Consider the following 15,549-nt stretch of genomic DNA (forward strand, 5'->3'; position numbering starts at 1 on the left):
AGGTCCGCGGTGCGCCAGAACGGCGGCGCACCGCGGACCTTCGTATGTACGGGCCATTGGTGTACGCCACTGACGCCCCGCAGGCCCGAAAGCCTCCGCCACGAAACTCCTCCATCCTCGTGTTGACATGGGAAATCGCCTGCCTCTGGGCATGATTGACGGATCGTCGGCCAGCCGGTACCACTGACCCACCGCACGGCCCTGCACGCCCCGCCACGCTCGCCCGTCCCTGGAGGCTGCATTGCGAGGATCCCCCACCCACCCCACCTCCGTCCCCGGCCACAGACGCGCCCGTCGCGCCGCCGGCGCCCTCGCCTCGGCGGCCCTGGTGCTTCCGCTGCTCGGCGCGGCCCCCGCCGCGAGCACCGCCGGGTCGTCCGCGAGCTCGCTGCAGCGGGCGTTCGCCGCCGCGGCCGCCGAGTACCACGTACCGCAGAGCGTCCTCCTCGGCGTCTCCTATCTGCAGTCCCGCTGGGACGGTCACGCGGGCGCGCCGAGCGTCACCGGCGGCTACGGCCCCATGCACCTCACCGACGCCCGCACCGCGCTCGCCACCGCCTCGCACCACAGCGAGGGCACGGAGGACGCCCGCGGGGACGGCGCCCGCGCCGCCCTGCACCCCGACACGAAGGTGCCGGCGAACTCCCAGCTCCCGGCCCGCCTCAAGACCTTGCCGAAGGCGGCCGAGCTGACCGGGATTCCGGCTCAGCAGCTGCGTACCGACGAAGCCGCCAACGTGGCGGGCGGTGCGGCCCTCCTCGCCGCCGCGCAGAAGGAGCTGGGCGAGCCGCTGAGCGACGACCCGGCGGACTGGTACGGAGCGGTGGCGCGCTTCTCGGGTGCGGACGACACGGCGACGGCGGCGGTGTATGCCAACGATGTCTACGACGTCCTGCGCACCGGCGAGGAACGCACCACCGACGCCGGCCAGCAGGTCGCGCTGGCCGCGCAGCCCGGTCTGGCGCCGGACACCGCGCAGCTCGCGAGGACCGGCCTGCGCACGGTGTCCGCGGACGGCACGGAGTGCCCGAAGTCGGTGTCCTGCGAGTGGATCCCAGCGCCGTACGAGGAGTTCGGGGACAACGACTACGGCAACCACGACCTGGGCGACCGGCCTGCGTCGCAGAGCATCAAGTACATCGTCATCCATGACACGGAGGGCGCCTGGGACGGCGTACTGAACCTGATCCAGGACCCGACCTATGTGTCGTGGAACTACACCCTGCGCTCCACGGACGGTCTGATCGCCCAGCATGTGAAGGCCAAGGACGTGGCCTGGCACGCGGGGAACTGGTACGTCAACGCCAAGTCGATCGGCCTGGAGCACGAGGGCTTCCTCGCGGCGCCGGACGCCTGGTACACGGAGGCGATGTACCGGTCCTCGGCGCGGCTGGTGCGATACCTGGCCGCGAAGTACCGCATCCCCCTGGACCGGCAGCACATCCTGGGCCACGACAACGTGCCCGGTCCGACGACGTCGACCATCCCCGGCATGCACACCGACCCCGGCCCCTACTGGGACTGGCGGCACTACTTCGAGCTGCTGGGCCACCCCTTCAAGCGCACCGCCGGCAAGAAGGGCGGGCTGGTGACGATCCTGCCGGACTACGCGACCAACCAGCCGGCCTACACGGGCTGCGTCACCGCAGGTCAGCCATGCGCGTCCCATGGTTCGAGCGAGGTGCGGCTGTACTCCGACCACGACGAGAACTCGGCCCTGATCAAGGACGTCGGCCTGCACAAGGGCGCCGACTCGACGATCGACGTGAACGACGTGGGCTCGCGTGCCTCGACCGGGCAGCAGTACGCGGTCGCCGGGACGTACAAGGACTGGACGGCGATCTGGTACCTGGGCCAGAAGGCCTGGTTCCGCAACCCGAAGAACGACCCGACGGCGGTACCCGCCAAGGGGCTGGTCGTGACGCCCAAGGACGGTCTCGACAGCATTCCGGTGTACGGGCGCGCCTACCCGGAGGCCTCCGCGTACCCGGCGGGGGTGCCCGTGCAGGCGGTGTCGCCGCTGCCGTACACGCTCCCGGCCGGACAGCGGTACGTGGTCGGCGGCAAGGTGCCCGGCGAGTACTACTACGCGGTCACCTTCACCACCGACTCGCACAAGGTCGTCGTCGGCAAGGACCTGTACTACGAGATCCAGTTCGGACACCGTGTGGAGTTCGTGCGCGCCGCTGACGTGCGGGTGCTGCCGTCGGTGTCGTAGACCGGATCAGCCCTGCTGGAACAGCTCCGCCGGGAGCGGTTTCAGCAGGGCGTACAGGTCGTCGGTGATCGGGCGGTCCCAGGCGGCGATGGTCACCAGGACGTTGTCGCTGCGGTCGAACTGGACGCAGGAGATCCGGCTCTCGGAGAGCTTGAGGCGGCGCACGATCAGAAGGTTGTCGCCCTGCATGACCGGCATGTCCTCGACACCCACGACGGTCACCTCCTCCTCGTTCTCCAGCGCGAGCAGCAGCTGGGCGACCTCGAAGGGGATCTCGCCCTCGCCGACCTCGCGGGCCGGGGAGCCCTCGGGGAGGTTGCCGATGATCATCGCGGGGCCGCGGCCGCCGAAGAGGTCGTAGCGCAGGAAGACGCCCTGGCAGGAGCCGTCGGGCGCGGGGAGGAGGCCGGCGCCGAGGTTGCCGGGCCAGTCGCCCGGGTCCATGGCCAGGACGTCGAAGTCTGGACCGGCGGGGGTCGCGCTGCGGCGGCGGAGGAACGACATGGGGCAATGGTACGGGGCGGCGCGGTGGTCATGCGGGTGCGGGTGAGTGGGGGCTGGGCGCGCAGTTCCCCGCGCCCCTGAGGTGGGTCGGCCCTACGTCGGCTTGAGAGCGGCCGCCAGTCCTGTGCTTTCCGTGCCGACCTTTCGGTAGACCGATGACAGCAGGCGTACGACTGTCGGCTCGTCGATGCGTAGCTGCCTCGCTATCTCGCCTTCGGTGAGCCCCTCGGTGACGAGGTGGGCGGCGGTGCGTTCCCGGGCCGTCAACGTGTCCGTCTCCGTGCTGTGCAGGCGGCGTGGGCGCAGGCCTGCCGCGGCCAGTTCGTCTCGGGCCGCCTCTACCAAGCCGTCCGCGCCGCACTGCACCGCCGCGTCCAGGCCCCGGTACAGGTGTTCGGCGGCCTCCCTGGGTCGGCCCGTGCGGCGGAGTTCGGTGCCCAGGGCGATGAGGGAGCAGGCCAGCTCATAAGCCGCCGGGGAGCGTTCCAGGTGGGTTACCGACTCCTCCAGGAACTTGATGCGGGCCGAGCCCGAGGAGACCTCGGCTGCTGTGCGCAGGGCCTGGCCCACCGCTGACGGGGTGCCGAACTGGCGGGCCCGGGAGAGGGCCTCGAGGGCTGTGGTGACCGCGCGTTCGGGGGTTTCGTGGGCCTCCGCGCGGGCCAGGTGGAGCTGCCAGGGGCACCACGCGGGGTTGCGGATGCCGCGGGGGTCGAGGCGGCGGCCGGCGGCGGAGAGTTCCTCCGCGGCGTCCTTGGTGAGGCCGCGGGCCAGCAGGAGCTCTCCGTGCACGGTCTGGGCGTCGGGGAAGACGACGGCGGCCGGGAAGGGGGCGCAGAAGGAGTAGTCCTCGGCGGTCCGGGTGGCTTCGGTCAGGCGGCCCCGGGCCAGCAGGACCTCGATGAGGATGCCCACGGCGTACCAGTGGGCGGGGGTGCCGGGGCCGACGCGCTCGGCGAGCCTGAGGCCGGCCCGGACGAAGTCCTCGGCCTCCGCGAGGCGGCCGCGGCGGTAGCGGACGTAGGCGAGGAGGGTGTAGGCGAAGGAGAGGTGGGCGCCGCGCCAGCCCTGGCGTTCGAAGTCGGCGATGCCGGCCGCGAAGAGCTCCTCGGTGCGGCCGGGGCGGTCCGCGTACATGAAGGCGAGTGCGACCAGGACGGGCACCTCGAAGCCGCGGTCGGGCTCGGCCCAGCCGAGGCCGCCGGTGAGGGCGCGCTCGGCGTGGTGGAGGGCGATGTGCGCGGGCTCGCCGCGCAGCACGGCGTCCCAGGTGCGCAGGCCGATGATGTAGCGCTCGGTGAGGTCACGGCCCTTGAGGCGGTCGGCGAGCTTGGTGAGGCGGCGGGAGCGGGCGGGGTGGTCGGGTTCGTCGGCGCGGAAGGCGTCCCACATGAACTGCTCGGAGACCATGCGCAGCCGGACCCGGGCGTCCTCGGTGAGGGGGATCTCGCGGGCGAGCGTGTCGGAGGCCTCGGCGAGGCGGTCGCTGTGGGCGAGGACCTGGGAGAGCCGGTAGACGATGTGCTGGCGCAGACCGGGATCGGCGATGGGCTCCTCGAGGGCGGCGCGGAGGTGGTTGACGGTGGTCGCCGGTTCGGTGAGCAGGGAGGCCGAGCCGAGCTCGTAGAGGACGGCGGCGCGGTCCTCGAAGGGCGGGGGTTCGCGCAGGGCGCGGGCGAGGTAGCTGCGGGCGGCGTCGGGGGCGCCGGCCCGGAGGGTCTCCTCGGCGGCGGCGCGCAGTTGCTGCACGACCCAGTTGTCGCCGTCGGGGTGGGTCTCCAGGAGGTGGCGGGCGGCTGCGGAGGGGCCCTGGCCGTCGTTGATCACGCACCAGGCGGCCTGGCCGTGCAGGGCGACCCGGGTGGCGGGCGGGATGGCCCGGTAGACGGCGGTGGCGATCAACGGGTGGACGAACTCCAGGGTGTCGGCCCCGGTGAGGATGCGGGCGCCGCGCAGGGCGTCGGCCGCGTCGGCGGCCTCCTCGTGGCCGAGGCCGGCGACCGCGGCGGCGAGCAGGGGGTGGATCTCGGTGCCGAGGACGGCGCAGGCCCAGGCGAAGCGGACGGTGGAGGCGCCGAGGCGTTCGAGGCGGGCGATGAGGCCGCTGCCCTTGACGGCGGCGGCCAGGTCGCGCAGCAGATGGGCTCCGGCCTCGGTCGGGGTGACCCCGCGGTCGCGCACCTTGGCGATCAACTCGACGGTCTCGAAGGGGCTTCCGGCGGTGACGGCCCAGCACTCCCGGCAGAACGCGTCGTCGGCCTGCGCACCGAGCGCCTCGCGGACGAGCCGGGCGACGGCGGCGGCGCTGAGCGGCTCCAGGTCGAGGGGACGTCCGCCCGCCCGGCCGGGCAGTCCCCTGAACGACTCGGCGTGGTCCGGGAGTTCGTCGGGCCGGTAGGCGACCACGACCAGCAGCGGGAGCTGTTCGGCGCGCGGCGCGAACGCGGCCAGCCAGCCCAGGGATTCGGGGTCGGCCCAGTGGGCGTCGTCCAGCACCAGCACCATCGGGGCGCGCAGCGCGGCGAGATGGGTGAGCACCCAGTCCAGGCCGTCGCGCAGGCCCTGTTGGTCGGGCGGGGCGCCGTCGGTGGGCGCGCACAGGCCGAGGGCGGGGCCGACGATGTCGTACCAACTGCCCAGCGAGGCACGGAGATCCGTCTCCGCGGCGCCGGCGAACTGGGGTTGCAGCAGCTGGCGGGCGACGTGGAAGGCGACGCGCTGCTCCTGGTCGCCGCCGCGGGCGGAGAGTACGGTGCAGCCCCTGGTCGCGGCGCGGCGACGGACCTCGGCGAGGAGGGTGGTCTTGCCGATGCCGGCGCGTCCGGCGAAGGCGAGCAGGGCGCCGCGAGGGCGGTCGGACGGCTCGGCCCCGTCCATGCGCAGGCCGGTGAGCTCCCCCAACGCCTCGTCGACGGCGGCGAGTTCGCTCTCGCGCTCGAAGAGGATCCTTCTGCTCCGAACGATGCGCTGCACCATGGTGTACCCCCTGCCACGGTGGTAGACCCGCGCGGGGAGCGAGCGCACACCGTGACCTACAAGCACCTCAGCGTACGCCTCGACGAGGTCACGCGACCCGGTTCGCCCATTACTGACCGGACCTGATTTCAGCCGGTGTTGCGGCGCCGACTCTGACCGCCCCAGCCGTGGGATACGTCGGCCTCGAAGCAGTTCCTCACTCCTCCGCCGGCGTCGGCGGGACCACCGCCACCGGGCTCGCCGCGTGCAGCAGTACCGCCTGGGTGACCGAGCCCATCATGCGGGCCGGTGCGAGCAGCCGGCGGCGGTGGCGGCCGACCACGACCAGTTCGGCGTCCTTGGAGGCGGCGACCAGCGAGCCCGCCGCGTCGCCCGGGATGGCGTGGGCGTCGGCGCGGACGTCGGGGTGGTTCTTGCGGTGCGGGGCGAGGAACCCCTCGGCGAGGGTCCACGTCTCGTTCTCGACGGCGTCCTGGTCGATCATCAGCGGCACGAATTCGCCGGGCGCGGCCCAGCTCTGCGGCGGCCAGGCGTAGGCGGCCACCACCTGGAGGCGGGCGCCGAGGAGCGCGGCCTCGGTGAAGGCGAAGTCGAGGGTCGCCTCGTCGGGGGCGTCCACCTGGAGGCCGACGACGACGCGCGGGCCGGGCTCGGCCGGTACGTCGCCGTGGACCTCGCGTCCGGGCCTCGGCACGATCACCACCGGGCACTCGGCGTCGCGCGCCGCGGCCATGCCGTTGGAGCCGAGGAGCAGGCTGGCGAAGCCGCCGCGGCCGCGGGAACCGAGCACCAACAGCTGGGCGGTGGAGCCCAGTTCGGGCACCATCGCGGACGGCGCGCCCTCCAGGCCGAGGTACTCCATGACCGGCCGTTCGGCCACGTCCGCCACATGGGCCCGTACCTGTTCGAGGACCGAGTCCTCGTCCGGGTCCGGCGGCCCGGCGACGAGGACGTCGGGCTGTGCCCAGTGGGCGTACTGCCGCACGTGTACCACCCGGAGCGCCGTCCCGCGTCTGCGGGCGGCGTCCAGGGCCCAGTCCAGTGCGCGCAGGCTGTCGTCCGAACCGTCGACGGCTGCGATGACCGGCAGGTTGCTCATGAGTTCCTCACCTCCGGAGTACGGCCTTGCCCCCGGGGCCAGCCTCGCTCAGGCTCCGGCCCCGGAAGGGCGCTCAAGGTCGCGTGTCCGGAAAAAGGGGAGGAACACCCCCGGATCGGCCCGACGGCTCAGGTCAGATCGAACTCCCCTTCCCGCGCCCCCGACACGAACGCGCCCCATTCCGCGGGCGTGAAGATCAGAGAAGGGCTTTCCGGGCGGCCGCTGTTGCGCATCGCGATGAATCCCTCGACAAAGGCGATCTGGACATCCCCCAGGCCACGGCTGCTCGAGTGCCAGTCGGCGGTGCTGAGGTCCAGCTCGGGCTTGTCCCAGCCCGCAAGCGGGTGCTGCTGGATGGTGCTCTCGGCCACGTCCGTGCTCCTCCCGATTCGTCGTCCGCGGCCAGCCTAGCGATCGGTTTCTGTTGCCAACAGGCCACGTGAGGGGGACCTTTCCGGAGACCTTCACGAGTCCGGTGGTTCGCTGCCCACGAGCCACATCGAGAAGAACTGCGAGCCGCCGCCGTAGGCGTGTCCGAGGACCCGTCGCGCCCCTTCCACCTGGTGTTCTCCGGCCTGCCCGCGCGCCTGGAGCGCCGCCTCGGCGAACCTGATCATGCCGGAGGCGCCGATCGGATTGGTCGACAGGACCCCGCCGGACATGTTGACCGGGAGATCACCGTCCAGTTCGGTGACCCCGGACTCGGTGAGCTTCCAGCCCTCGCCCTCGTCGGCGAACCCGAGGTTCTCCAGCCACATCGGCTCGTACCAGGAGAACGGCACGTACATCTCGACCGCGTCGATGTCCCGGCGCGGATCGGCGATGCCCGCCTGCCGGTACACGTCGGCGGCGCAGTCCTTGCCGGCCTGCGGCGACACGGCGTCCTTGCCGGCGAACAGGGTCGGCTCGCTGCGCATGGCCCCGCCCAGCATCCAGGCGGGCGGCCGCGGCGCGCGGGCGGCTCCCGCCCGGTCGGTCAGCACCATCGCGCAGGCGCCGTCGGAGGACGGGCAGGTCTCCGAGTAGCGGATCGGGTCCCACAGCATGGGCGAGGCCTGGACCTTCTCCAGGGTGATGTCGTGCTCGTGCAGATGCGCGTACGGGTTCTTCAGCGCGTTGCGCCGGTCCTTGTACGCCACGAGCGAGCCGACCGTGTCCGGCGCGCCGCTGCGTCGCATGTACGCGCGCACGTGCGGCGCGAAGAACCCGCCGGCCCCGGCCAGCAGCGGCTGCTGGAAGGGGATCGGCAGGGACAGGCCCCACATGGCGTTGGACTCGGACTGCTTCTCGAAGGCGAGGGTCAGCACGGTGCCGTGGACGCGGGCGGCGACCAGGTTGGCGGCGACGAGGGTGGTGGAGCCGCCGACGCTGCCGGCCGTGTGCACGCGCAGCATCGGCTTGCCGACCGCGCCGAGCGCGTCCGCGAGGTACAGCTCGGGCATCATGACGCCCTCGAAGAAGTCGGGCGCCTTGCCGATGACGACGGCGTCGATGTCGGCCCACGTCAACTCGGCGTCGTCCAGCGCCCGTTGCGCGGCCTCGCGGACCAGCCCGGCGATCGAGACGTCCCGGCGCGCCGCCACGTGCTTGGTCTGGCCGATCCCTACGACGGCCACGGGCTCCTTGCTCATCGCGGATCCCCTTCGAGTACGGCGACCAGGTTCTGTTGCAGACAGGGCCCGGAGGTGGCGTGGGCGAGCGCCCGGTCGGACTCGCCCCGGTGGATCGCGGCGGCGGCCTCGCCGAGCCGGATCAGCCCGGCGGCCATCATCGGGTTGGCGGCGAGGGCCCCGCCCGAGGGGTTCACCCGCACGTCGTCGCCGAGCCGCAGCGCCTTGCGCAGCACGACCTCCTGCGAGGAGAAGGGAGCGTGCAACTCGGCGAGATCAATGGGCCGTTCGAAGGCGCCGGCCTTCTCGGCGGCGAGGCGGGCGGAGGGCGAGTCGGTCAGGTCGCGCACGCCGAGGCTGTGCGCCTCGATGCGGTGGTCGATGCCCCGGATCCAGGCGGGCCGCTCGCACAGCTGCCTCGCCCGGTCCCCGGCCGCGAGGATCACGGCGGCGGCTCCGTCGCCGATGGGCGGGCAGTCGCCGGTCCGCAGGGGCCGTACGAGATAGTCGCCCTGCGGCACCGAACCGCGCAGCTGCGCATGGGAGTTGGCGGCGGCGTCCGCGCGGCTGCGGGCGCCGACTGCGGCCAGCGCGGGCTCGTCGGTGTCGCCGGCGTCGATGAGGGCCTGTGCCTGGAGGGCGGCCAGGGCGACGGAGTCGGGCCACAGGGGGGCGACGTAGTACGGGTCGAGCTGGCGGGTCAGGACGTCGCGTACGGAGCCGGGCGAGGACTTGCCGTAGGAGTAGACGAGGGCGGTCTCCGCCTCGCCGGTGAGGAGTTTCGTCCAGGCCTCGTACAGGGCCCAGGCGCCGTCCATCTCGACGTGCGACTCGGAGATCGGCGGCCAGGCGCCGACGCCGTCGAGGGCGAGGGTGAAGGAGAAGGCGCGGCCGGCGAGATAGTCGCTGGAGCCGGAGCAGGTGAATCCGATGTCGGCGGTCTTGAGGCCGGTCTGTCCGAGGACGTCGTGCAGGACCGGCATCAGCATCTCGACCTCGGAGAGGTCGTCGGTGGTGCGCCGGTGGTCGGTCTGGGCGAAGGCGACCAGTGCTATGTCACATATCACAGCAGCTCCTTGTAGGTGTCGTACTCCGCGTCCGGCTCCCCGGTCGGCCGGTAGTGGTCCGGATAGCGCGCGTCGTCCGACCACACGGCCTCGACCCGCAGCCCCATCCGCACCTGGTCGTACGGGATGCCGCCGATCCGGCCGTGCAGCGCGAGGTCGGCGCCGTCGAGGGCGATGTGGGCGTAGACGTACGGCACTTCGATGTCGAGGTTCTTCGCCTTGATGTTGACGATGCAGAAGGTGGTGACCGTGCCGCGCGGCCCTACCTCGACCTGCTCCGCGGTGGCGACGCCGCAGGTGGGGCAGGCGCCCCTGGGCGGCACGTACACCTTCCGGCAGGAGGGGCAGCGCTCACCGACGGTCCGGCGGTCGGCGAGGGCGTGGATGTAGGCGGACTGGGCGCGGCCCGGTGAGTAGGTGTAGTCGAGCCGGGCGGGCGCCACGATCCCGGTGATCGCGTCGGCGAACTCGCCGCTGTGGCCCGCCGGTTGGACCGCTTCGCCGTCGTACGGCTCGAAGCAGGCGATGTCCGTGATGGCCCCCGCGCGCTCCTCGGCCCACCGGATCCGCACCCGCATGCCGGTGCGCACGGTGTCGGGGCCGCGAGCGTCGAGGGCGTGCAGGAGCGCGGTGTCGGCGCCGTCGAGGCGGACCAGGACCCAGGCGAAGGGGGTGCCGAGGGGCTGGCCGCGCCGGGGTTCGTGGTTCCAGGCCCAGGTGGTGACCGTGCCGGTGGGGGCGACCTCGACGAGATCGCGTATCTCCTCGGCGGTGACGGGGTCGTACTCGACGGGCGGGACGAGGACGCGGCCGTCGGTGGTCTTCACTCCGAGGACGACGCGTTCGCGCAGACCGGTCAGGAAGGCGCTCTGCACGGGGCCGAGGGAGCGGGTGAAGGGGAATTCGACGGCGAGGGGTGCCTTGAGGACTTCTGGCATCGGGGACTGTCTCCTTCGGGGATCAGGCGCGCTTGTACAGGGGCGGTCGCTTCTCCGCGAAGGCGCGGGCGCCCTCCTTGGCGTCGGCGGTGTCGAAGATCGGCCAGCCGCGCTTGAGTTCGGAGGCGAGGCCGTCCGTCTCCGTCATCTCGGCGGTCTCGTAGACGGACGCCTTGACGGCCTCGACCGCCAACGGGCCGCAGCCGTTGATCTGTTCGGCGATCTCCAAGGCCTTCGCGAGGGCGGTTCCGTCGGGGACGACGTGGCCGATCAGGCCGATGTCCGCGGCCTCCTGCGCGCTGTACGGGCGCCCGGTGAGCAGCATCTCCAGGGCGTGGGTGCGCGGGATCTGGCGCTGCAGCCGGACGGTCGAGCCGCCGATCGGGAACAGTCCCCGCTTGACCTCGAACAGCCCGAAGGTCGCCGACTCCCCCGCCACCCGGATGTCGGTGCCCTGGAGGATCTCGGTGCCGCCCGCCACGCAGTAGCCCTCGACGGCGGCGATCACCGGTTTGCGGGGGCGATGGTGGCGCAGCATGGCCTTCCAGTGCAGGTCCGGGTCGGCCTTGAGGCGGTCCCGGTGATGCTCGCCCTCCATGCCCTTTCCGGCGAGGGCCTTGAGGTCCATGCCGGCGCAGAACGCGCCGCCCGCCCCGGTCAGCACGATCGAGCGGACCTCGTCGTCCTCGTCGGCCTCGACCCAGCCGTCGTACAGACCGACCAGCATCGACAGCGAGAGCGCGTTCTTGGCTTCGGGCCTGTTGAGCGTGAGCACCAGTGTGGCGCCCTCGCGCCGCACGGTGAGGTGTTCCGTCCCACCCATTGCCGTCTCCCCTCTCCTGGAACGAGAACAGGTTGCAGTAGCGGGGGAGGCACTTCAAGAGTTTTCTGACAGACAGTCAGATTTCTTGGCGCGAACCCTTCCCACTTGCCGCGCCCTTTGCTCTGATGACCGGCGAACCGATGGATGCGCGTCTCTTCGTTCATGGCTGCCGGGGTCAGGAGGAGCGGTGGAGTACAACCTTGCGGACCTGTTCGAGTCGGTCGTCGACGTGGTGCCCGACCGCGAGGCCCTGGTGTACGTCGACCACCCGGGCACGGGGGTCGAGCGCCGGCTGACGTACGCGGAGCTGGACGCGGCGGCGAACCGCATCGGCCACCATCTGATCGACGCCGGGATCCGCCCGGGCGAACATCTCGGGCTGCACCTCTACAACGGGATCGAGTACCTGCAGACGGTGTTCGGCTGTCTGAAGGCGCGGATCGTGCCGGTGAACGTCAACTACCGTTACGTAGAGGACGAGTTGGTGTACCTCTACCGGGACGCCGATCTGGTGGCTCTGGTCTTCGACGCGGAGTTCGACGGGCGGGTGGCGGCCGCGCTGCCGCAGTGTCCGAAGCTGCGGCACCTGGTGCGGGTCGGCGGCGACGGCGAGGGAGCCGCCGCCGTACCCTTCACCGAGGCGGAGACGGGCGGTTCGCCGGAGCGCGGGTTCCCCACGCGGTCGGGGGACGACCAGTTCATCATCTACACCGGCGGCACGACGGGCATGCCCAAGGGTGTGATGTGGCGTCAGGAAGACCTGTTCTTCTCGGGGTTGGGCGGCGGCGCGCCGACCGGTGAGCCGGTGAAGAAGCCGCAGGAGCTCGCCGAACGGGTCGCGGCCGGCGGTTCCGGGATCACCTTCTTCCCCACTCCCCCGCTGATGCACGGCACGTCCACCCTCACCTCCTTCATCGGCTTCAACTTCGGTCAACGGGTCGTGATCCACCGGAAGTTCGTACCCGAGGAGGTACTGCGGACGATCGAGAAGGAGAAGGTCACCGCCATGTCGCTGGTCGGCGACGCGATGCTGCGACCGCTGATCGACGCGTTGAACGGGCCCATGAAGGGCACGGACTGCTCGTCGATGTTCAGCGTGTCCTCGTCGGGCGCGGTGATGTCGGAGACCGTGCGCCGGCAGTTCCAGGAGCTGCTCCCGAACACCATGCTCCTCAACAACTACGGCTCGTCCGAGTCCGGGTTCAACGGCACGGCGACGGCCGACTCCGGGGCCGGGCAGAGCTTCCGCATCCGGGTCAACTCCCGTACGCAGGTGGTGGATCCGGCCACGCACGAGCCGGTCGCGGTCGGTGAGGTGGGCCGGGTCGCGCAGTGCGGACATGTGCCGCTCGGCTACTACAACGACCCGAAGAAGACCGCCGAGACCTTCTTCGAGAAGGACGGCCGGCGCTGGGTGCTGCTCGGTGACATGGCGACCGTGGACGAGGAGGGCATCGTCACCGTCCTCGGCCGGGGCTCGCAGTGCATCAACACCGGGGGCGAGAAGGTGTACCCGGAGGAGGTCGAGCAGGCGCTCAAGGCCCACCCCGACGTGTACGACGCGCTGGTGGCCGGGGTGCCAGACGCGAAGTGGGGCAACCACGTGGCGGCGGTCGTACAGCTGCGCGAGGGCGCGGTGCGTCCGTCGCTGGAGGACATCCAGTCGTACTGTCGCAGCCATCTCGCCGGGTACAAGATCCCGCGCCAGCTGGTGATCGCCGAGGCGATACGGCGGTCGCCCAGCGGGAAAGCGGACTACCGGTGGGCCAAGGACATGGCGGTGGCGGCGGACCGCTAGGCCATGACGCGAGAGGGACACGGCCCGCCCGGGGCAGCAGGGCGGAGTCCGGTGGGCGTACTCTTTGCGCGCGGTTGACCCGGGTGTTTGAACAGTGGGTTACACCGGGCCGTACGCGAGGTTGGCGGCCCGTATCTGCAGGCCCGGGCCGCCCTGCCAGCACCGGGCTTCGCACGGAAGGACCTACGGGTGTCGCACCTCACGCCCCCTCGACAGCTGCCGGACGGCGACGGGGACGTAAACCCTGATACGGATGAACCGGCGACCGATGCGGCGGCGGCCGAACCGTCTGGTCCCACGCCCCCCGTGCGTCCCACCCGCCCCGGCTGGTTCGGCTGGCGGCGCAAGTACCCCCGGGTCGCGGCGGGCGTCCGGATCGGCGTCACCGTGCTGGCCGCAGTACTGGTGCTCGTCGCGCTGCTGATCCCCAACCGGCTGGACCGGCTGACACTCGAGTCGTTCTTCCGTATCCCCGTCGAGGCGGTCTTCCTCGCGGCCGTCCTGCTCGTACTGCCGTCGAGGCCACGGCGGATCACCGCTGTCGTCACCGGCGCGTTCGTCGGACTCTCCGCCATCCTCAAGTGCGTCGACATGGGCTTCTACCAGACCCTGGCCCGGCCGTTCGACCTCGTCTTCGACTGGGTGCTGCTGAGCGACGCGGCGGACTTCCTGAAGGACTCGTTCGGGCGCACGGGTGAGCTGCTCGCGGTGATCGGCGTGATCGTGCTGGCCGTCGCCGTGCTCGTGGTGAGCGCGCTGGCCATGGTGCGGCTGGCGGACGTGCTGGCCCGGCACCGCCCGCTGGCCGTGCGCTCCACGCTGGTCCTCGCGGTCGCCTGGATCATCTGCTTCACGATGGGCGTGCAGTACGGCGGCGTCACCGTGGCCACCAAGGGCTACACCCAGTACCTCGCCAACCGCGTGCAGTACGTGCGCGACGGCCTCGGGGACGCCGAGGTCTTCAAGAAGCAGCTCCCCGTCGACGCCTTCGCGAACACGCCGTCCGACCAGTTGCTGACCGGGCTGCGCGGCAAGGACGTCATGCTCACCTTCATCGAGAGCTACGGCCGGGTGGCGATCGACGATCCGACGATGGCGCCGGAGATCGACAAGACGCTGGCGGAAGGCAACGCCAGGCTCAAGTCGGCCGGGTTCGCGGCGCGCAGCGGCTGGCTGCGGTCGCCCGTGACGGGTGCCGGCAGCTGGCTCGCGCACTCCACGTTCCTGTCCGGGCTGTGGGTCAAGAACCAGCAGCGGTACCGGACGCTGACCACCAGCGACCGCGCGACGCTCACCAGTTACTTCCAGAAGACGGGCGCCTGGCGCACGGTGGGCATCGTGCCGGGGGTCCGCAAGTCCTGGCCCGAGGGCAAGTACTTCGGGCTCGACCACATCTACGACTCCACGCATCTCGGTTACCAGGGCCCGTACTTCAGCTGGACGCCGGTGCCGGACCAGTTCAGCCTGGAGGCCTTCCAGAAGTTGGAGCACGGCAAGAAGAACCGCGACCCGATCATGGCGGAGATCATCCTGGCCTCCAGCCACAACCCGTGGTCCCCGATCGCCCACATGGTCGACTGGAAGGACCTCGGGGACGGCAAGGTCTTCTACAAGATCAAGAAGGAGGGCACGAATCCGACGGAGGTCTGGAAGAGCGCGAAGCGCGTACGGACCGAGTACCGCAAGGCCATCCAGTACTCCCTGGACAGCCTGACCGAGTGGATGCAGCGCTACGGCGACGACAACACGGTCCTCGTCTTCCTCGGCGACCACCAGCCCGTCCCGACGGTCACCGGCGGCACCGCCAACCGCGACGTCCCGATCACGATCGTCGCCCGCGACCCGAAGGTACTGGCCAAGGTCTCGGACTGGGGCTGGACGGAGGGCCTCAAGCCTGCGGCGAACGCGCCGGAATGGGGCATGAACAAGTTCCGCGACCGCTTCATGACGGCGTATGGGCCGCAGAGCTGACGGGCGACGGGGTCCCAGGATGGCGCGTGCCTTCGGACGGCGTATCAAGACGCGCCCGGACGGGAGGCTGTCCCTAGGGTCGCAGTGACGGTGATCCACCTCACCGTGCCTGAAGGGACCCCCCATGAACATAGGCATACGCGCCCTCAGCAGCACCGCAGTCGCGATTCTCCTGACGGCCGGCCCGGCGGCCGTCACCGCCCATGCGAAGGCCGACGTCGACTGCAGCGATTTCACGTACCAGGAAGACGCCCAAGCGGAGTTCGACCGCTTTCCCGGCGACCCCTATCGCCTGGACGAGGACAACGACGGAATCGCCTGCGAATGGCTTCCGCGCAAGTCGTCGGCGACGTCCACCGCCTCCTCCACCACGGCCGCGTTGCGAGGCGTCAACGCAGGGCTCGGTGGCAGCACGGGACCTGCCGGTTTCGAGGTGGCGGGCGGGGTCGGGCTCACCGTCGTCGGGCTGGGGCTGGCCGCCGGACATCTCATGCTGCGGCGTCGGCGTCGGGTCGCCGGGCTGCGGAGGCATTGAGGCGTACGGG

The 15,549-nt window shown here is 71.3% G+C and carries 12 protein-coding genes; 4 read left to right on the forward strand and 8 right to left on the reverse strand.

Translation table 11 applies throughout. From position 1 onward, the window contains the following. Window positions 1-241: 241 nt before the first annotated feature. Entirely contained in the window at window positions 242-2,218 is a 1,977-nt protein-coding gene (locus tag ABZ848_RS29450; RefSeq protein WP_360836739.1) for a peptidoglycan recognition family protein, read from the forward strand. Window positions 2,219-2,224: 6 nt separating this feature from the next. On the opposite strand, the gene ABZ848_RS29455 is transcribed toward ABZ848_RS29450, so the two are convergent. The 8 genes from ABZ848_RS29455 to ABZ848_RS29490 all read right to left on the reverse strand — a co-directional run bounded on the left by ABZ848_RS29455 (window position 2,225) and on the right by ABZ848_RS29490 (window position 11,235). Beyond that, window positions 2,225-2,722, reverse strand: coding sequence for a hypothetical protein (locus ABZ848_RS29455; RefSeq protein ID WP_360836741.1), 498 nt, complete (start codon window positions 2,720-2,722; stop codon window positions 2,225-2,227). 93 nt (window positions 2,723-2,815) lie between these two features. Continuing rightward, window positions 2,816-5,698 (reverse strand): AAA family ATPase, encoded by a 2,883-nt coding sequence (locus tag ABZ848_RS29460; protein WP_360836743.1) that lies wholly within the window; start codon window positions 5,696-5,698, stop codon window positions 2,816-2,818. A gap of 196 nt (window positions 5,699-5,894) precedes the next feature. Further along, window positions 5,895-6,797 carry a universal stress protein gene (locus ABZ848_RS29465; protein WP_360836745.1) on the reverse strand — a complete coding sequence of 301 codons (903 nt, stop codon included), beginning with the start codon at window positions 6,795-6,797 and terminating at the stop codon, window positions 5,895-5,897. 128 nt (window positions 6,798-6,925) lie between these two features. Then, window positions 6,926-7,168, reverse strand: a complete 243-nt coding sequence (locus tag ABZ848_RS29470; protein ID WP_030927201.1) for a DUF397 domain-containing protein — start codon at window positions 7,166-7,168, stop codon at window positions 6,926-6,928. A 93-nt stretch (window positions 7,169-7,261) separates the two neighbouring features. Further along, window positions 7,262-8,428: a thiolase domain-containing protein gene (locus ABZ848_RS29475; protein ID WP_242776783.1), complete on the reverse strand. Its 1,167-nt coding sequence runs from the start codon at window positions 8,426-8,428 to the stop codon at window positions 7,262-7,264. Further along, the gene (locus ABZ848_RS29480) at window positions 8,425-9,474 is read right to left on the reverse strand and encodes a thiolase domain-containing protein (RefSeq protein WP_360836747.1); all 1,050 of its coding nucleotides are present in this window, start codon (window positions 9,472-9,474) and stop codon (window positions 8,425-8,427) included. Before ABZ848_RS29480 ends, ABZ848_RS29475 begins: the two co-directional genes overlap by 4 nt. Beyond that, entirely contained in the window at window positions 9,471-10,412 is a 942-nt protein-coding gene (locus tag ABZ848_RS29485) for an OB-fold domain-containing protein (protein ID WP_360836748.1), read from the reverse strand. Before ABZ848_RS29485 ends, ABZ848_RS29480 begins: the two co-directional genes overlap by 4 nt. 22 nt (window positions 10,413-10,434) lie before the next feature. Beyond that, the gene (locus ABZ848_RS29490) at window positions 10,435-11,235 is read right to left on the reverse strand and encodes a crotonase/enoyl-CoA hydratase family protein (RefSeq protein ID WP_360836749.1); all 801 of its coding nucleotides are present in this window, start codon (window positions 11,233-11,235) and stop codon (window positions 10,435-10,437) included. Window positions 11,236-11,422: 187 nt separating this feature from the next. Here ABZ848_RS29490 and ABZ848_RS29495 point away from each other — a divergent pair, with 187 nt between their 5' ends. The 3 genes from ABZ848_RS29495 (at window position 11,423) to ABZ848_RS29505 (ending at window position 15,539) form a co-directional block, all read left to right on the forward strand. Next, entirely contained in the window at window positions 11,423-13,033 is a 1,611-nt protein-coding gene (locus ABZ848_RS29495; protein ID WP_360836750.1) for an acyl-CoA synthetase, read from the forward strand. A 216-nt stretch (window positions 13,034-13,249) separates the two neighbouring features. Continuing rightward, a complete protein-coding gene (locus ABZ848_RS29500) occupies window positions 13,250-15,004 on the forward strand; it encodes a sulfatase (protein ID WP_360836923.1) in 1,755 nt (584 codons plus the stop codon). A gap of 124 nt (window positions 15,005-15,128) precedes the next feature. Beyond that, on the forward strand, window positions 15,129-15,539 hold the full coding sequence (locus ABZ848_RS29505; RefSeq protein WP_360836752.1) for an excalibur calcium-binding domain-containing protein: 411 nt from the start codon (window positions 15,129-15,131) through the stop codon (window positions 15,537-15,539). The last annotated feature ends 10 nt before the right edge of the window (window positions 15,540-15,549 follow it).

The organism is Streptomyces sp. NPDC047081, from assembly GCF_040643775.1.
Taxonomy (GTDB): Bacteria; Actinomycetota; Actinomycetes; order Streptomycetales; family Streptomycetaceae; genus Streptomyces.

Excerpts from the sequence above, each read along its gene's own strand:
- ABZ848_RS29455 (WP_360836741.1), bottom strand. The coding sequence starts at position 2,722 with ATGTCGTTCCTCCGCCGCCGCAGCGCGACCCCCGCCGGTCCAGACTTC.
- ABZ848_RS29460 (WP_360836743.1), bottom strand. The coding sequence starts at position 5,698 with ATGGTGCAGCGCATCGTTCGGAGCAGAAGGATCCTCTTCGAGCGCGAG.
- ABZ848_RS29465 (WP_360836745.1), bottom strand. The coding sequence starts at position 6,797 with ATGAGCAACCTGCCGGTCATCGCAGCCGTCGACGGTTCGGACGACAGC.
- ABZ848_RS29475 (WP_242776783.1), bottom strand. The coding sequence starts at position 8,428 with ATGAGCAAGGAGCCCGTGGCCGTCGTAGGGATCGGCCAGACCAAGCAC.
- ABZ848_RS29485 (WP_360836748.1), bottom strand. The coding sequence starts at position 10,412 with ATGCCAGAAGTCCTCAAGGCACCCCTCGCCGTCGAATTCCCCTTCACC.
- ABZ848_RS29490 (WP_360836749.1), bottom strand. The coding sequence starts at position 11,235 with ATGGGTGGGACGGAACACCTCACCGTGCGGCGCGAGGGCGCCACACTG.
- ABZ848_RS29505 (WP_360836752.1), top strand. The coding sequence starts at position 15,129 with ATGAACATAGGCATACGCGCCCTCAGCAGCACCGCAGTCGCGATTCTC.